Annotated in this window: 12 protein-coding genes and 1 tRNA gene; all 13 read right to left on the bottom strand. The window is 61.2% G+C overall.

What is annotated here, in order from left to right:
* Positions 1 to 21: 21 nt before the first annotated feature.
* Positions 22 to 2,118 carry an elongation factor G gene (fusA, locus tag U741_RS0101920; protein WP_029888811.1) on the bottom strand — a complete coding sequence of 699 codons (2,097 nt, stop codon included), beginning with the start codon at positions 2,116 to 2,118 and terminating at the stop codon, positions 22 to 24.
* Between the two features lie 86 nt (positions 2,119 to 2,204).
* Positions 2,205 to 2,678, bottom strand: a complete 474-nt coding sequence (gene rpsG, locus U741_RS0101925; RefSeq protein ID WP_029888812.1) for a 30S ribosomal protein S7 — start codon at positions 2,676 to 2,678, stop codon at positions 2,205 to 2,207.
* A gap of 60 nt (positions 2,679 to 2,738) precedes the next feature.
* Positions 2,739 to 3,143, bottom strand: a complete 405-nt coding sequence (gene rpsL / locus U741_RS0101930) for a 30S ribosomal protein S12 (RefSeq protein ID WP_029888813.1) — start codon at positions 3,141 to 3,143, stop codon at positions 2,739 to 2,741.
* A 116-nt stretch (positions 3,144 to 3,259) separates the two neighbouring features.
* Positions 3,260 to 7,519 (bottom strand): DNA-directed RNA polymerase subunit beta', encoded by a 4,260-nt coding sequence (gene rpoC, locus U741_RS0101935; protein WP_029888814.1) that lies wholly within the window; start codon positions 7,517 to 7,519, stop codon positions 3,260 to 3,262.
* A 52-nt stretch (positions 7,520 to 7,571) separates the two neighbouring features.
* Complete coding sequence (gene rpoB / locus U741_RS0101940; protein ID WP_029888815.1) at positions 7,572 to 11,720, bottom strand: DNA-directed RNA polymerase subunit beta; 4,149 nt, start codon at positions 11,718 to 11,720, stop codon at positions 7,572 to 7,574.
* Between the two features lie 165 nt (positions 11,721 to 11,885).
* Positions 11,886 to 12,260, bottom strand: a complete 375-nt coding sequence (gene rplL, locus U741_RS0101945) for a 50S ribosomal protein L7/L12 (RefSeq protein ID WP_029888816.1) — start codon at positions 12,258 to 12,260, stop codon at positions 11,886 to 11,888.
* A gap of 60 nt (positions 12,261 to 12,320) precedes the next feature.
* Positions 12,321 to 12,842 carry a 50S ribosomal protein L10 gene (rplJ, locus tag U741_RS0101950; RefSeq protein WP_029888817.1) on the bottom strand — a complete coding sequence of 174 codons (522 nt, stop codon included), beginning with the start codon at positions 12,840 to 12,842 and terminating at the stop codon, positions 12,321 to 12,323.
* A gap of 226 nt (positions 12,843 to 13,068) precedes the next feature.
* Positions 13,069 to 13,764: a 50S ribosomal protein L1 gene (gene rplA / locus U741_RS0101955; protein WP_029888818.1), complete on the bottom strand. Its 696-nt coding sequence runs from the start codon at positions 13,762 to 13,764 to the stop codon at positions 13,069 to 13,071.
* Positions 13,765 to 13,767: 3 nt separating this feature from the next.
* On the bottom strand, positions 13,768 to 14,196 hold the full coding sequence (gene rplK / locus U741_RS0101960) for a 50S ribosomal protein L11 (RefSeq protein ID WP_029888819.1): 429 nt from the start codon (positions 14,194 to 14,196) through the stop codon (positions 13,768 to 13,770).
* Between the two features lie 208 nt (positions 14,197 to 14,404).
* Positions 14,405 to 14,938: a transcription termination/antitermination protein NusG gene (gene nusG / locus U741_RS0101965; protein WP_029888820.1), complete on the bottom strand. Its 534-nt coding sequence runs from the start codon at positions 14,936 to 14,938 to the stop codon at positions 14,405 to 14,407.
* A gap of 3 nt (positions 14,939 to 14,941) precedes the next feature.
* Positions 14,942 to 15,328, bottom strand: a complete 387-nt coding sequence (secE, locus tag U741_RS0101970; protein WP_029888821.1) for a preprotein translocase subunit SecE — start codon at positions 15,326 to 15,328, stop codon at positions 14,942 to 14,944.
* A gap of 36 nt (positions 15,329 to 15,364) precedes the next feature.
* Positions 15,365 to 15,440 (bottom strand) — tRNA-Trp (locus tag U741_RS0101975).
* A 92-nt stretch (positions 15,441 to 15,532) separates the two neighbouring features.
* Positions 15,533 to 16,729: an elongation factor Tu gene (gene tuf, locus U741_RS0101980; protein WP_029888810.1), complete on the bottom strand. Its 1,197-nt coding sequence runs from the start codon at positions 16,727 to 16,729 to the stop codon at positions 15,533 to 15,535.
* Positions 16,730 to 17,072 lie beyond the last annotated feature (343 nt).

A 17,072-nucleotide genomic window follows, 5' to 3' on the forward strand; every position in this document is an offset into this window, starting at 1 on the left:
GAGAGAGTGCCCGGACGGCCCTTACGAGCCTTTCTTGGCCAGACCGGCGGCAATGTTCGCCGGGGCCTCTTCGTACTTCTTGAATTCCATGCTGTAGGTCGCGCGACCCTGGCTCATTGAGCGCAGCGAGGTCGAGTAACCGAACATTTCCGACAGCGGCACTTCGGCCTTGAGCACCTTGACGCCCATGTTGTCGTCCATGCCCAGGATGATGCCGCGGCGCCGGTTGAGGTCGCCCATGACGTCGCCCATGTAATCTTCCGGCGTCTCGACTTCGACCGCCATGATCGGCTCGAGGATCACCGGCTTGGCCTTGGCCGCGCCTTCCTTGAAGCCCATGGAGCCAGCGATCTTAAACGCCATTTCGTTGGAGTCGACGTCGTGGTACGAGCCGTCGAAGCAGGTCACCTTGATGTCGACCATCGGGTAGCCGGCCAGCACACCCGTCTTGAGCGCCTCTTCGACACCCTTGCCGACGGCCGGGACGTATTCCTTGGGAATCACGCCGCCGACGATGGCATTGACGAACTCAAAGCCCTTGCCGGTTTCCTGCGGCTCGATACGCAGCCAGCAATGGCCGTACTGACCGCGGCCACCGGACTGGCGGACGAACTTGCCTTCTTGCTCGACCGAGGCTCGGATGGTTTCACGATAGGCCACCTGCGGCGCACCGATGTTGGCTTCGACCTTGAACTCGCGCTTCATGCGGTCGACGAGAATTTCGAGGTGCAGCTCGCCCATGCCGGCGATGATGGTCTGGCCGGACTCTTCGTCGGTGAAGACGCGGAACGAGGGGTCTTCCTGGGCGAGCTTGTTCAGGGCAATGCCCATACGCTCCTGGTCGACCTTGGTTTTCGGCTCGACCGCCTGGCTGATCACCGGCTCGGGGAATTCCATGCGCTCAAGGATGACCGGCTTGTCGGTCGACGCCAGCGTGGTGCCGGTGTAGACGTCTTTCAAGCCCACGCAGCAGGCGATATCGCCGGCGCGCACTTCCTTAATTTCTTCGCGGTTGTTGGCGTGCATCTGCAGCAGACGCCCGATGCGCTCGTTCTTGCCGGTGCGCGAGTTGAACACGCTGTCGCCGGTTTTGAGCACGCCGGAGTAAACCCGGATGAAGGTCAACTGGCCGACGAAGGGATCGGTCATGATCTTGAAGCCGAGCGCCGAGAAGGGCTCGTTGTCGTCAGCGTGACGTTCGATCGGCGCGCCGGTGTCGGCGTCTTCGCCCTTGATGGCCGGCACTTCGGTCGGCGCCGGCAGATATTCGATCACGGCGTCCAGCATGGCCTGCACGCCCTTGTTCTTGAAGGCGCTGCCACACAGCATCGGCACGATCTCGAGGCTGACCGTGCGCTTGCGAATCGCCAGCTTGATTTCTTCCTCGGTCAGCGTCTCGCCGCCGAGATACTTCTCCATCAGCTCTTCGCTCGCGTCTGCGGCGGCCTCAACCATGTGCTCATGCCATTTGTTGGCTTCATCGACCAGGTTGTCGGGGATTTCTTCGTAGTTGAAGGTGACGCCCTTGTCTTCTTCGTTCCAGAAGATGGCCTTCATCTTGACGAGGTCAATGACGCCCTTGAAACCTTCTTCGGCACCGATCGGGATCTGGATGGGCACCGGGTTCGCCTTGAGGCGCGCCTTCATCTGCTCATAGACCTTGACGAAGTTGGCACCGCTGCGGTCCATCTTGTTGACGAACGCGAGGCGCGGCACCTTGTACTTGGTGGCCTGGCGCCACACCGTTTCGGACTGCGGCTGCACACCGCCCACGGCGCAATAGACCATGCATGCACCGTCAAGAACGCGCATGGAACGCTCGACTTCGATGGTGAAGTCGACGTGCCCCGGCGTGTCGATGATATTGATGCGGTGCTGCTCGAACTGCTTGGCCATGCCCTGCCAGAAGCAGGTGGTCGCCGCCGAGGTGATGGTGATGCCGCGTTCCTGCTCCTGCTCCATCCAGTCCATGGTGGCCGCGCCATCGTGCACTTCGCCAATCTTGTGGCTGATGCCGGTGTAGAACAGCACGCGCTCGGTCGTCGTGGTCTTTCCAGCGTCGATGTGCGCTGAAATGCCGATGTTGCGATAACGCTCGATGGGCGTAATGCGGGCCACGGTAAATCCTCTAGGCTTGAATCAGATGGAAAATGCGTTTCGGGCACACCCCGTCCCGCACCCGCAGGTGCGGAGCGGGTGCCGGCTTACCAGCGGAAGTGCGAGAACGCCTTGTTGGCTTCGGCCATGCGGTGCGTGTCTTCGCGCTTCTTGACTGCGGCGCCGCGCTGCTCGGAGGCGTCCAGCAATTCGGCCGCCAGACGGCTGGTCATGCCCTGCTCACCACGGGCGCGCGAGGCGTCGATGATCCAGCGCATCGCCAAGGTTGACTTGCGTGACGCGCGGACTTCGATCGGCACCTGGTAGGTGGCACCACCAACACGACGCGATTTGACTTCGACCGCGGGCGCAACGTTTTCAAACGCGGCCTTGAGCACTTCCAGCGGCTCGTCGGTTTTACGCTTGTCGGCGATGGTGTCCAGCGCGCCGTAGACGATCTTTTCGGCGACGGCCTTCTTGCCATCTTCCATGATCATGTTCATGAACTTGGTCAGCAGTTCGCTCTTGAACTTGGGGTCGGGAAGAATGACGCGTTTTTCGGGTGTGCGACGACGTGACATGACTTGGGTTTTCCTGTGACTTTGAGCTCCCGCCTTCGCGGCGGGGATGACGCAATCGCGTTACTTCTTCTTGCCGGCTGCGGGCTGCGCGCCCGGCTTGGGCCGCTTGGCGCCGTACTTGGACCGGCCTTGGCGACGCTTGTCGATACCGGCGCAGTCGAGCGCACCGCGCACGGTGTGATAGCGCACACCGGGAAGGTCTTTTACGCGACCGCCACGAATCATGACCACCGAGTGCTCCTGCAGGTTGTGGCCTTCGCCGCCGATGTAGGAAATCACTTCGAAGCCGTTGGTCAGGCGCACTTTGCACACTTTGCGCAACGCGGAGTTCGGCTTTTTCGGCGTCGTGGTGTACACGCGGGTGCAAACGCCGCGCTTTTGCGGCGAGCCGCCAAGCGCTGGCACCTTGCTTTTTTCGACGGTGCGGACACGGCCGTGACGCACGAGTTGGTTGATGGTTGGCACGTTCTAATACTTCCCGGCTTGTCTAAAGAGAAGACGGACCCGGCATGCTGGGTCCGTCGGGAAAAAGGGCGCGCATCATACTGGCGCGCCGTATGGGAGTCAAACCGCTTGGCGCCTCAACCTTCGTCGCTCTCGGGGGCATCGCTGCCCCCTTCTTCGTCGGCGGTAGAGGCCTCAACCGGGCGCACCAAACGATCACCGGCCGCCGGGTCAAAGCTGCCGGTGCTGGACAGCGCACGCGACTGCAGATCGGCCAGCAGGCTGCCGCCACGGGCACGGCGCCGCTGCTCGTGATAAGCCAAACCGGTGCCCGCCGGAATCAGGCGCCCGACGATAACGTTTTCCTTGAGGCCACGCAGCTCGTCGCGCGAACCGCGCACCGAGGCCTCGGTGAGCACGCGGGTGGTCTCCTGGAACGACGCCGCCGAAATGAACGACTCGGTGGACAGGCTGGCCTTGGTGATGCCCAAGAGCTGCCGCTGGTAGCGCGCTGCGCGACCCCCGGTGGCCTGCACCTTCTTGTTCTCGGCCAAGACCTGGAACACCTCGACCTGCTCGCCCTGGAGGAAGCGGGTGTCACCCGGCTCGCCGATCTCGACCTTGCGCAGCATCTGGCGAATGATCGTCTCGATGTGCTTGTCATTGATGCGCACGCCCTGCAGGCGGTAGACGTCCTGGATTTCCTTGACCAGATAGTTGGCCAGATCGGTCACGCCCTTCAAACGCAGGATGTCGTGCGGGCTGGGTTCGCCATCGGAGATCTGTTCACCGCGTTCGACGGATTCCCCTTCGAAGACGCGGATGTCGATCCACTTCGGCACCAGAATTTCGGTTTCTTCACCATCGGCCTGGACAATCTTGACGCGCTGCTTGCCCTTGGTGGCGGTGCCGAACTTGATGGTCCCGGTGGCCTCGGCCAGCACCGCCGGCTCCTTGGGCTTGCGGGCTTCGAACAAGTCGGCGACGCGCGGCAAACCGCCGGTGATGTCGCGTGACTTCGAGGCTTCCTGCGGAATACGGGCAATGAACGACCCCATGGTCACTTCATCACCGTCTTCAACGATGATGACCGCCTTGGGCGGCAGCGCGTACGCCGCCGGGATGTCGGTGCCGGGGAAGCTGAGCTGATCACCCTCCACGTCCACCAGACGGATCATCGGGCGCAGGTCCTTGGCGGCCGAACCGCGGCCTTTGGGATCGGTGATGACCAGTGTGGTCACGCCGGTGAGGACGTCCGATTCGCGGGTCACGGTGACGCCTTCATTGAAATCTTCAAACTTCACGAAACCGGCGATTTCCGACACGATGGGATGGGTGTGCGGGTCCCACTTGGCCAGCTTCTGGCCTGCCGCGGCTTCGTCGCCGTCACGCACCAGAATGGTGGCGCCATAAGGAATCTTGTAGCGCTCACGCTCGCGGCCGTTGGCGTCGATGACACCCACCTCACCGGAGCGCGACACGGCCACCAGCAAGTTGTCCTTGTTGGTCACGGTCTTGAGGTTGTGCACACGCACCGTACCGGCCGCGCGGGCGTCAACGCCCTCGGCAGAGGCGGCACGAGACGCCGCGCCCCCCACGTGGAAGGTACGCATGGTCAGCTGCGTGCCCGGCTCACCGATGGACTGCGCGGCGATGACGCCGGCCGCTTCACCGATGTTGACGCGGTGACCACGGGCCAGATCGCGGCCGTAGCACTTGGCGCAGATGCCGAACGGCAGTTCGCAGGTGATGGGGGAGCGTACCCACACTTCGTCGACGCTGTTGGCTTCGAGATTTTCCACCGCCTGCTCGTCGAGCAGCACACCGGATTCGATGATCACTTCATCGGTGCCGGGCTTGCAGATGTCGCGCAGCACCACACGCCCCAGCACGCGGTCGCGCAGCGGTTCGAGCACATCGCCGCCTTCGACGATGGGCATCATCAGCAGGCCCTGGTCGGTGCCGCAATCATCGGCGGTGACCACCACGTCCTGCGCCACATCGACCAGACGACGCGTCAGGTAACCCGAGTTGGCGGTTTTCAGCGCGGTGTCGGCCAGACCTTTACGGGCCCCGTGGGTGGAGATGAAGTACTGCAACACGTCGAGACCTTCGCGGAAGTTCGCGGTGATCGGCGTTTCAATGATCGAGCCGTCGGGCTTGGCCATCAGGCCGCGCATACCGGCGAGCTGACGAATCTGTGCCGCGCTACCGCGGGCACCCGAGTCGGCCATCATGAACACGCTGTTGAACGACGGCTGGCGAACCTCCTTGCCCTCCTTGTTCACCACCGGCTCGGTGCCGATACGGGTCATCATCGCCTTCGAGATGTCGTCGTTGGCGCGCGACCAGATGTCGACCACGCGGTTGTAACGCTCACCCTGGGTGGTCAAACCGGCGCTGTACTCGTCGTCGATTTCCTTGACCTTGCCTTCGGCGGCTTCGAGCAGTGCTTTCTTTTCGTCCGGGATGATGATGTCGTCGAGGCAGAAGCTGATGCCCGCCTTGGTCGACATGCGGAAGCCGGTGTACATCAGCTGGTCGGCGAACACCACGGTGTCCTTGGTGCCGGCCTTGCGGTAGACGTAGTTGATGACCTTCGAGACTTCTTTCTTGGTCAGCGTCTTGTTGATGACCGAGAACGGAATGCCGTCGGGCAGAATTTCAGACAGCAGGGCCCGGCCGATGGTGGTCTCGGTGAGGCGGAAGACTTCGTCGCCGTTGTCTTCGAAGTCACGCAGACGCACCTTGATGCGCGCATGCAAGTGGGCTTCGTTGTTGTCGTAGGCGCGACGCGCTTCACCGACGTCGGAGAAGATCAGGCCTTCGCCCTGGGCGTTGATGCGCTCGCGGCTCATCCAGTACAGCCCGAGCACGACGTCCTGCGACGGCACGATGATCGGATCGCCGGAGGCCGGCGACAGGATGTTGTTCGACGCCATCATCAGCACGCGCGCTTCAAGCTGGGCTTCGAGGCTCAGCGGCACGTGCACGGCCATCTGGTCACCGTCGAAGTCGGCGTTGAACGCCGTGCAGACGAGCGGATGCAAGTTGATGGCCTTGCCTTCGATCAGCAGCGGTTCAAAGGCCTGAATGCCGAGGCGGTGCAGGGTCGGCGCACGGTTGAGCATCACCGGATGCTCCTTGATGCACTCTTCCAGGCAATCCCAGACCTCGGCCTCTTCGCGCTCGACCATCTTCTTGGCCATCTTGATGGTGGTGGCGAGCCCCTTGCGCTGCAGCAGCGAGAACACGAACGGCTTGAACAGCTCCAGCGCCATCTTCTTGGGCAGGCCGCACTGATGCAGCTTGAGCGTTGGGCCCACCACGATGACCGAACGGCCGGAATAGTCGACGCGCTTGCCGAGCAGGTTCTGGCGGAAGCGGCCTTGCTTGCCCTTGATCATGTCGGACAGCGACTTGAGCGGACGCTTGTTGGTGCCGGTGATGGCACGGCCACGGCGACCGTTGTCGATCAGCGCGTCCACCGACTCTTGCAGCATGCGCTTTTCGTTGCGGACGATGATGTCCGGCGCGGTCAGTTCCAACAGACGCTTCAGGCGGTTGTTGCGGTTGATGACGCGGCGGTACAGATCGTTGAGATCGGAAGTCGCGAACCGGCCACCGTCCAGCGGCACCAGCGGACGCAGGTCCGGCGGCAACACTGGCAGCACCGTCATCACCATCCATTCCGGACGGTTGGTGGAGTTCTGGAAGTATTCGATCAGCTTGAGGCGCTTGCCGATCTTTTTGATCTTGGTTTCCGAGCCGGTGGCGGCGAGGTCTTCGCGCATGCGCACGGTTTCGGCGGCCAGGTCGATACCTTTCAGCAGGTCGAGCACGGCTTCGGCGCCCATGCGGGCGTCGAACTCATCGCCGTACTGCTCAACGGCGTTGAGGTAGTCCTCTTCGGTCATCAACTGACCGCGCTCCAGCGGCGTCATGCCGGGATCGACCACCACGTGGGCTTCGAAATACAGCACCCGCTCAATGGCACGCAGCGGCATGTCGAGCAGCAAGCCAATACGGCTGGGCAGCGACTTCAGGAACCAGATGTGGGCGACCGGGCAGGCGAGGTCAATGTGGCCCATGCGCTCACGGCGCACCTTGGCAACGGTGACTTCAACGCCGCATTTTTCGCAAACCACACCGCGATGCTTGAGGCGCTTGTACTTGCCGCACAGACATTCGTAGTCCTTGATGGGCCCGAAAATCTTGGCGCAGAACAGCCCGTCACGCTCCGGCTTGAAGGTGCGGTAGTTGATGGTTTCCGGCTTCTTGACCTCGCCGAACGACCAGGAACGGATGGTCTCGGGCGATGACAGGCCGATCTTGATCGCGTCGAAATCTTCGACTTCGTCGGCCGGACCGCGTAGCAGGTTGAACAGTTCTTTCATGACAATTCTCGTGAGAAGTAAGACGTGGGGCGTGAGGCGTTAAAACCTCACGTCACGAGTTCTGCTCCAGTTCGATGTTGAGGCCGATGGAACGGATTTCCTTGACCAACACGTTGAACGACTCGGGCATCCCGGCGTGCATGCGGTGGTCACCGTCGACAATCGATTTGTACATGCGGGTGCGGCCGGTGGTGTCGTCGGACTTCACCGTCAGCATTTCCTGCAGGGTGTAGGCCGCACCGTAGGCTTCCAGCGCCCAGACTTCCATTTCGCCGAAGCGCTGACCACCGAACTGCGCCTTGCCACCCAGCGGCTGCTGCGTGACCAGCGAGTACGGACCGGTCGAGCGCGCGTGCATCTTGTCGTCGACCAGGTGGTTGAGCTTGAGCATGTACATGTAGCCGACCGTGACCTGCCGCGAGAAGTTCTCGCCAGTTCGGCCGTCGACGAGGTCGACCTGGCCGCTGACGGGCAGATCGGCCAATTCCAGCAGCTCGCGAATCTCGGCTTCGTCGGCGCCGTCGAACACCGGCGTGGCCATCGGCACCCCGTCGACCAGGTTGCCGGCCAAGGTCAACACCTCGGCATCGCTGAAGCTGTCGAGCTTGACCTCGCGCAGACCACGACCCGAGTTGTAGACCTTCTCGAGGAAGCTGCGAATCTCGGCCACGGCACGCTGCGACTGCAGCATGCCGTCGATCTTGCGGCCCAGCCCCTTGGCGGCGAAGCCCAGGTGCACTTCCAACAGCTGACCGATGTTCATGCGCGACGGCACGCCCAGCGGGTTGAGCACGATATCGACGGGGGTACCATCGGCCATGTGCGGCATGTCTTCGACCGGCACGATCTGCGAGATCACGCCCTTGTTGCCGTGACGGCCGGCCATCTTGTCACCCGGCTGAATGCGGCGACGCACGGCCAGATACACCTTGACCATTTTCAACACACCCGGCGACAGCTCGTCACCGGCGGTGATCTTGCGTTTCTTGTCGTCGTAGCGCTTGTCGAAGAACGAGCGCTGGTCCTTGAGCTGCTTGGCAGCGGCTTCAAGCTGGCCCTGGGCCGACTCGTCACGCAGGCGAATTTCAAACCACTTGTCACGCTCGACGCTGGTGAGATAGTCGGCATCGACCGTCGCGCCCTTCTTCAGCTTGTTGGGGCCGCCATCGGCGACCTGACCGTCGAGCAGCTTGGCCAGACGATCATAGATGTCGTCTTCAAAGATGCGTTGCTGGTCGTTCAAGTCCTTGCGGACCTCGGCCAGCTCGGCCTCTTCGATGGACAGCGCACGGGCATCCTTGGCCACGCCGTCGCGGGTGAAGACGCGCACGTCGATCACCGTACCGTCCATCCCGGCGGGTACGCGCAGGGACGTGTCCTTCACGTCGCTGGCCTTCTCACCGAAGATGGCGCGCAACAGCTTTTCTTCCGGCGTGAGCTGGGTCTCGCCCTTGGGCGTGACCTTGCCGCAGAGGATGTCACCGGCTTTCACTTCGGCGCCGATGTAGACGATGCCCGACTCGTCGAGCTTGCGCAGCGCGCTCTCGTTGACGTTGGGAATGTCGGCGGTGATTTCCTCGGTGCCCAGCTTGGTTTCGCGGGCCACACAGGTCATTTCCTCGATGTGAATCGTGGTCAGGCGGTCTTCTTCAACGACCCGCTCGGAAATGAGAATCGAGTCTTCAAAGTTGTAGCCGTTCCAGGGCATGAAGGCGATGAGCATGTTCTGCCCCAGCGCCAGTTCACCGAGATCGGTTGACGGACCATCTGCCACCACGTCACCGCGCGCCACCACGTCACCGGGCTTGACGACCGGTTTCTGGTTGATGCAGGTGTTCTGGTTCGAGCGGGTGTATTTGACGAGACCATAGATGTCCACGCCCGCTTCACCCGCCACGGTTTCTTCGTCGTGAACACGGATGACGATACGTGAGGCATCAACCTTGTCGACCACGCCGCCGCGCTTGGCAGTGAGGGCGTTGCCGGAGTCGACCGCAACGCGGCGTTCCATGCCGGTGCCGATCAACGGCTTTTCGGTCTTCAAGGTCGGCACCGCCTGACGCTGCATGTTCGAGCCCATGAGGGCGCGGTTGGCGTCATCGTGTTCCAGGAACGGGATCAGCGCCGCAGCCACCGACACGATCTGGCGCGGTGACACGTCCATGTACTGGACCTTGTCGGGCGACATCATCGTGAACTCGTTCTGGAAACGCACGGCGACGAGGTCGGCAACGAACTGCTTTTTGTCATCCAGCACCGAGTTGGCCTGGGCGATGACGTAACGGCCTTCTTCAATCGCCGACAGGTACTCGACCTCTTCGGTGACCTTGCCGTCGTTGACCTTGCGATACGCGGTTTCGAGGAAACCGTAATCGTTGGTGCGGGCGTAGCAGGCCAGCGAGTTGATCAGACCGATGTTCGGGCCTTCAGGCGTTTCAATGGGGCAGACACGACCATAGTGCGTGGGGTGCACGTCACGGACTTCGAAGCCCGCGCGCTCACGCGTCAAACCGCCCGGCCCAAGTGCCGAAACGCGACGCTTGTGGGTGATCTCGGAGAGCGGGTTGTTCTGGTCCATGAACTGCGACAGCTGGCTGGAGCCGAAGAACTCCTTGATCGCGGCGGCCACCGGCTTGGCGTTGATCAGGTCCTGCGGGAACAGGTTGTCGGCCTCGGCCAACGCCAGGCGTTCACGCACCGCGCGCTCGACGCGCACCAGACCGGTGCGGAAGACGTTTTCGGTCATCTCACCGACGGCACGGATGCGGCGGTTGCCGAGGTGATCGATGTCGTCGGTCTGCTGCTCGCCATTGCGGATGGCGATAATTTCGCGAATGACTTCGACGATGTCGGAGTGATCCGGGCCATAGGTGGCGACCAGTTTCTTGCTGAACTCGTCGTTGAAGCTGCTGAACAGCTTGCCGTCGTAAACCACTGCCGGGCCTTCGACATCTTCACGGCGCAGGCGGCGGTTGAACTTCATGCGGCCCACCGCCGACAGGTCGTACTTGTCGGGGCTGGCAAACATGGTGTTGAACAGCGTTTCGGCAGCGTCTTTGGTCGGCGGTTCGCCGGGACGCATCATGCGGTAGATCTCGACCAGCGCTTCCAGCTTGGTGCGGGTTGGGTCGATGTTCAGCGTGGTGCTGATGTACGGCCCTTTGTCCACGTCATTGACGTAAAGCACCGGCAGTTCGGTGATGCTCGCAGCGCGCAGCTTGGCCAGCAGCTCCTCGTCGAGCTCGACGTTGGCGGCGGCAATGATCTCGCCGGTCTCGGCGTCAACAAGATTACGGGCGACGATACGGCCAACCAGATAGGCGTCCGGCACATCGAGCACCTTGAGGCCGGCTTGCTCGATGAGCTTGATGTGGCGTGCGGTGATCAGCTTGCCCTGATCGACCAGAATCTTGCCGTCATGGGTGATGTCGAACTGTGCCTTTTCGCCCTTCAGGCGCTCGGGCACGAAGTCGAAGGTGGCGCCGTCGTTCTGCAGCTTGAAGACGCTCTCTTCGTGGAACATCGCCAGCATTTCTTCGTTGTTGTAGCCCAGCGCGCGCAGCACGATGGTGACCGGCAGCTTGCGGCGACGGTCGATACGGGCGAAGACGTTGTCCTTGGGGTCGAACTCGAAATCGAGCCAAGAGCCGCGGTACGGAATGATGCGCGCCGAATACAGCAGCTTGCCGGAGCTGTGCGTTTTGCCCTTGTCGTGGTCAAAAAAGACACCGGGCGAGCGGTGTAACTGGCTGACGATGACACGCTCGGTGCCGTTGGTGATGAACGTGCCGTGGTCGGTCATCAGCGGCATCTCGCCCAGATAAACCTCCTGCTCGCGTACATCCTTGATGCGCTTTTCTTTCGATTCACGATCAAAGATCACCAAGCGCACCGTCACCTTCAGCGGCGCCGCATAGGTCATGCCGCGAACGCGACATTCCTTTTCTTCGAAGACCGGCTCGTCGAGACGGTATTTGACGAACTCCAACGCCGCAGCGTTGTTGTACGACACCATCGGGAAAACCGACTTGAAGGATGCCTGCAGACCGCTGTCCTTGCGCTTGGACGGCGGGGTATCGGCTTGCAGAAACTTCCGATACGAATCAATCTGCGTGGCGAGCAGGAAAGGAATTTCCAGCGTCTCGGTCAGCTTGCTGAAATCCTTGCGGATGCGCTTTTTCTCGGTCAACGAGTAGGCCATCGGAACCCTCTTAAATCAGTCGCGCCTAACGGCGCAGATCACGTCTCAAACCCAAACCTTTGAGATCGCTCAAAGGTTTGGGTTCGCGCAACAGCAACAGGCCGGGGGCTTGAGGCCCCCAGCCTGCGTCACACTAAAAGCCGTCAAATAGGCTCAAAATCGCGCTTACTTCAGCTCGACCTTGCCGCCGGCTTCTTCAATCTTCTTCTTCAGATCGTCAGAAGTGGCCTTGTCGGCGCCTTCTTTGACGGTCTGCGGCGCGCCTTCAACCAGGTCCTTGGCTTCTTTGAGGCCCAGACCGGTGATTTCACGAACGACCTTGATCACCGAAACCTTCTTGGCGGGGTCAATGCCGGCCAGAATCACGTTGAACTCGGTCTGCTCTTCAACCACTGCAGCTGCAGCGGCCGGGCCAGCAGCAGCAGCCACGGGGGCAGCAGCCGACACGCCAAACTTCTCTTCCATCATCTTGACGAGGTCAACCACGTCCAGCACGGACATGTTGCCGATTGCGTCGAGAATCTCTTCTTTCGTTGCCATGTTTAAAACTCCAAATTACAGGTGTAGTGCGAAATACGCGGTATGCGGATGCGAGAAAACCTAGCCGCGTGAGTCGGCCACGGCCTTGACTGCGCGGGTGACCTTGGCAGCAGGTTCGGCAAGCGTGCGAACGAAGGTGCTGATGGGTGCATTGAGCATCCCGAGCAGCTGGGCAATCGCCTGTTCCTTGGTCGGCAACGTGGCCAAACGGTCGAGGTCTTCAGCACCGTAAAGGGTGCCGCCAACCGCAATCGCCTTGACCACGAGCTTGTCGTTGTCTTTCGCGAAGTCTTTGATCACGCGGCCCACGGCACCCGGATCCTCTAGCGAGAATCCCAGCACCAGCGGCCCCACCAGCTTGGGCGTCAGGCACTCGAATTCGGTGCCGGCAACCGCGCGCTGGGCCAGAGAGTTCTTGACCACGTGCAGGTAGATGTTCTGTTCCCGTGCCTTGGCACGCAGCGCATCAAACTTGACCGCCGTCAGTCCCCGATATTCCGCTGCAACCGCGGACAGGGCCTTCTGGGCAATTTCATTGACTTCCGCAACCAGGGCTTTCTTGTCATGCAGTCTGAGTGCCATTCCAATCATCTCCTGGAGCAAAGGGACCTCGGGTTCCATTCCGCAAACCTGGGGTCCCGAACAAATGCCAGGGCTTTTGAGGGCCACTGACATTCCATCTACGCAAGCGATCAGGCGATCTTTAAGGAGTGCGCCACCACTCCACTGGCGGTCTTTGACGGTGCGGCTTGCCGCCGCACTACAAAGTTAAGTTGGCGCGGACCCTTTAGAGGCCCGCGCCCTTGAATCATTCCGGCAGCGACGACACGTCGACGCGGATGCCGGGACCCATGGTCGTCGACAGGGTCACTTTCTTGATGTAAACGCCCTTTGACGTTGCCGGCTTGGCCTTGCGCAAGTCACGCACGACAGCCGCGAGGTTTTCGACGATCTTGTCCTTGTCGAAACCGGCCGAGCCGATGGCGCAATGGACGATGCCGGCCTTGTCGGTGCGGAAACGCGCCTGACCCGACTTGGCATTCTTGACCGCCGTGACCACGTCGGGGGTGACGGTGCCGGTCTTGGGGTTGGGCATCAGGCCGCGCGGACCGAGCACCTGGCCCAAGCTGCCAACCACGCGCATGGCGTCCGGCGATGCAATGACGACACCGAAGTTCAGGTCGCCGTCCTTCATTTTCTGGGCGAGGTCTTCCATGCCCACTTCGTCGGCACCGGCCGCCTTGGCTTCTTCGGCCTTAGCGCCCTGGGTGAACACGGCGACGCGTACGGTTTTACCGTTACCGTGCGGCAGCACGGTGGAGCCACGAACGTTCTGGTCGGACTTGCGGGCATCAATGCCGAGGTTGACCGACATGTCCACCGATTCGGTGAACTTGGCCGTGGCAACGTCCTTGAGCAGGGTCACCGCTTCATCCAGGGAATAGACCTTGGCGGCGTCAACCTTGCCAACGAGTGCCTTCTGACGTTTGCTGATTTTTGCCATGACTTAGCCCTCGACCTCGACACCCATGGAACGGGCGGAGCCCGCGATCATCAGGCACGCCGTTTCCAGCGAGCCCGCGTTGAGGTCCGGCATTTTCTGCTTGGCGATTTCTTCAACCTGCGCCTGCGTGATGGTGCCGACCTTCTTGGTGTTCGGGTTGGAGCTGCCCGAGGTCAGGCCCGCAGCCTTCTTGATCAGCGTTGACGCCGGCGGCGTCTTGGTGATGAAGGTGAAGGAACGGTCGGAATAGACCGTGATGACCACCGGCGTCGGCAGGCCCGGCTCCAGCTTCTGCGTGGCCGCATTGAACTGCTTGCAGAATTCCATAATGTTCACGCCGTTCTGACCGAGCGCCGGACCGACCGGCGGCGCCGGGTTGGCCTTGCCTGCAGGAATCTGCAGCTTGATGTAGGCCGATACTTTCTTTGCCATGACAACTCCTTGGTGGGTGCAAGCGCCTCGCGGCTCCCCGGTGTATTAATCCAGTCGCCTTGTGGAGCAACTGGGCTACCTCTAAAAACGTTCTGCGGCCATCCGTGGCGCGACTTCATCTCAATGAGAAAGCCCGGCCCGGGCATCCGTGCCCGGGCGTTCGCTGATGCAGCGAATGTCCAGTGGACATTCGCTCACTCGCATCAGCTCACCCTTTCTCGACCTGCGAGAATTCCAGCTCGACGGGCGTTGACCGCCCGAAGATGAGCACCGCCACCCGCAGGCGCGACTTCTCGTAATTGACTTCTTCGACCACGCCGCTGAAGTCGGCAAACGGGCCTTCCTTGACGCGTACTGACTCGCCCGGATCGAACAACGTCTTCGGACGCGGCTTTTCGACCGATTCGGTGACCCGGTTGAGGATTTTCTCGGCCTCACGGTCAGAGATCGCCTGCGGCTTGTCCGGCGTGCCGCCGATAAAGCCCAGCACCTTGGGCGTGGATTTGACGAGGTGCCAGCTTTCCTCGTTCATGTCCATCTGCACCAGCACGTAACCGGGGAAAAACTTCCGCTCGGTCATGCGCTTGACGCCGTCCTTGATTTCAACGACCTCTTCGGTCGGCACCAGGATGTCGCCAAACAAGGCCTCTAGGCCGTTGCGCGCAATGCGCTCACGCAGCGCCTTCATCACGCTGTTTTCGTACTGCGAATACGCCTGCACCACATACCAGCGCATGGTCATGCGTTAACCTCCGCGGCCGGTCAGCAGACCGACGGCCCAGAACAAAAGTGAATCAAGACCCCACAGCAGCAGGGACATGATCAGCACCACGACCGCGATCATCAGCGTGGCTTGCACGGCCTCCTGACGCGTCGGCCAGATGACCTTGCGAAGTTCAACGCGCGCCCCGGTCACGTAGCCCCACAACGAACGGCCCATGGCGGTGAGATAAAGCAGGCCCAGTGCCGCGCCTACCGAACCGAGAATCAGGATCGCCTTGACCACCGCCGGCTGGGTTGCCGCGACCGTGTAGAAAGCTGCGAGCCCGCCAATCAGCAGGGCGACTGCCGCAATGATGATCGCCGTGTCGCGTGCGGAACCGGCTGTTTGATCGCTGTTGTGGGAGTCCATATCGCCTAAATTTTTCGATGGCCAACCGGGTCAGGTTGGCAGGGCAGGAGGGTGTCGAACCCCCAACCTGCGGTTTTGGAGACCGCCGCTCTACCAGTTGAGCTACTGCCCTAATATCCCGCGCCTGAAACCACAGCGCGCCGCCTTGCAAATGCAAAAGGGGCGCGGAGTTTATGGCTCCGCGCCCCTTAAGTCAATCAGCAATCACTTGACGATTTTCGTCACCACGCCGGCGCCGACGGTGCGACCGCCTTCGCGGATGGCGAAACGTACGCCTTCTTCCATGGCGATGGGGTTGATCAGCTCAACCTTCATCTGGATGTTGTCGCCGGGCATGACCATTTCCTGTTCAATTTCGCAGGCACCGGTGACGTCGGTGGTGCGGAAGTAGAACTGCGGACGGTAGCCCTTGAAGAACGGCGTGTGACGACCGCCTTCTTCCTTGGTGAGGATGTACACCTCGCCTTCGAACTGGTCGTGTGGCTTGATGCTGCCGGGCTTGCAGAGCACCTGGCCGCGTTCAATGTCTTCTTTCTTGGTGCCGCGCAGCAGCAGGCCAACGTTGTCGCCTGCCTGGCCCTGGTCGAGCAGCTTGCGGAACATTTCGACGCCGGTGACGATGGTCTTGGCGGTGTCGCGAATGCCGACAATTTCGACTTCTTCGCCAACCTTGACCAGGCCGCGTTCAATACGACCGGTGGCCACGGTGCCGCGGCCGGAGATGGAGAAGACGTCTTCCACGGGCAGCAGGAAGGGTTTGTCGACTTCACGCTCGGGTTCGGGGATCCAGGTGTCGAGGGCGCTGTACAGGCTCTCGAGCTTGGCAATCCATTCGGGGTCGCCGGAGATGGCTTTGGTGGCCGAGCCCTGGATGACGGGGGTGTTGTCGGCGTCAAAGCCGTATTTGCCGAGCAGTTCGCGCACTTCCATTTCGACGAGTTCGAGCAGCTCGGGGTCGTCGATGAGGTCGCACTTGTTGAGCCAGACGACGATCTTGGGGACGTTGACCTGCTTGGCCAGCAGCACGTGCTCGCGGGTCTGCGGCATGGGGCCGTCAGTGGCGGACACGACCAGGATGGCGCCGTCCATCTGCGCAGCGCCGGTGATCATGTTCTTGACGTAGTCGGCGTGGCCCGGGCAGTCGACGTGGGCGTAGTGCCGTGCGTCGGTTTCGTATTCCACGTGTGAGGTGGCAATGGTGAGGATCTTGGTGGAGTCGCGACGTCCCTGTGATTCAGAGGCCTTGGCCACTTCGTCGTACGCGACGTACTTGGTGTTGCCAAACTTGTCAGCGCTAATCTTGGTCAGTGCCGCCGTCGTCGTGGTCTTGCCATGGTCAACGTGACCAATCGTCCCCACGTTCACGTGCGGCTTCGTACGCTCAAACTTTTCCTTTGCCATCTTTACTCTTCTTTAGAGGTATGCCCGCGCACGCGGGACTGAAAAACACGAAAAGCGAGCAAGGCTCGCTCTGCTTGGACCGCTGAACCACCATTTGCCGCTCATCGGCTGACCTCCATCAGATTCGAACCCATGTTTGGCCCGCAGCCAAACATCAAAAGCGATGGACCTCTTGTCTTTGAGGTCATCAGTTCGACCCTGATTGAGCCAACCATTGCCACTTGCTACGAATTTGGTGCCCACAATCAGATTCGAACCAATGTTTGGCCTACGGCCAAACATCAAAAGCGATGGACCTCTTGTTTTTGAGGTCATCAGTTCGACCCTGATTGAGCCAACCGTT

It is taken from the genome of Polycyclovorans algicola TG408 (assembly GCF_000711245.1).
GTDB lineage: Bacteria > Pseudomonadota > Gammaproteobacteria > Nevskiales > Nevskiaceae > Polycyclovorans > Polycyclovorans algicola.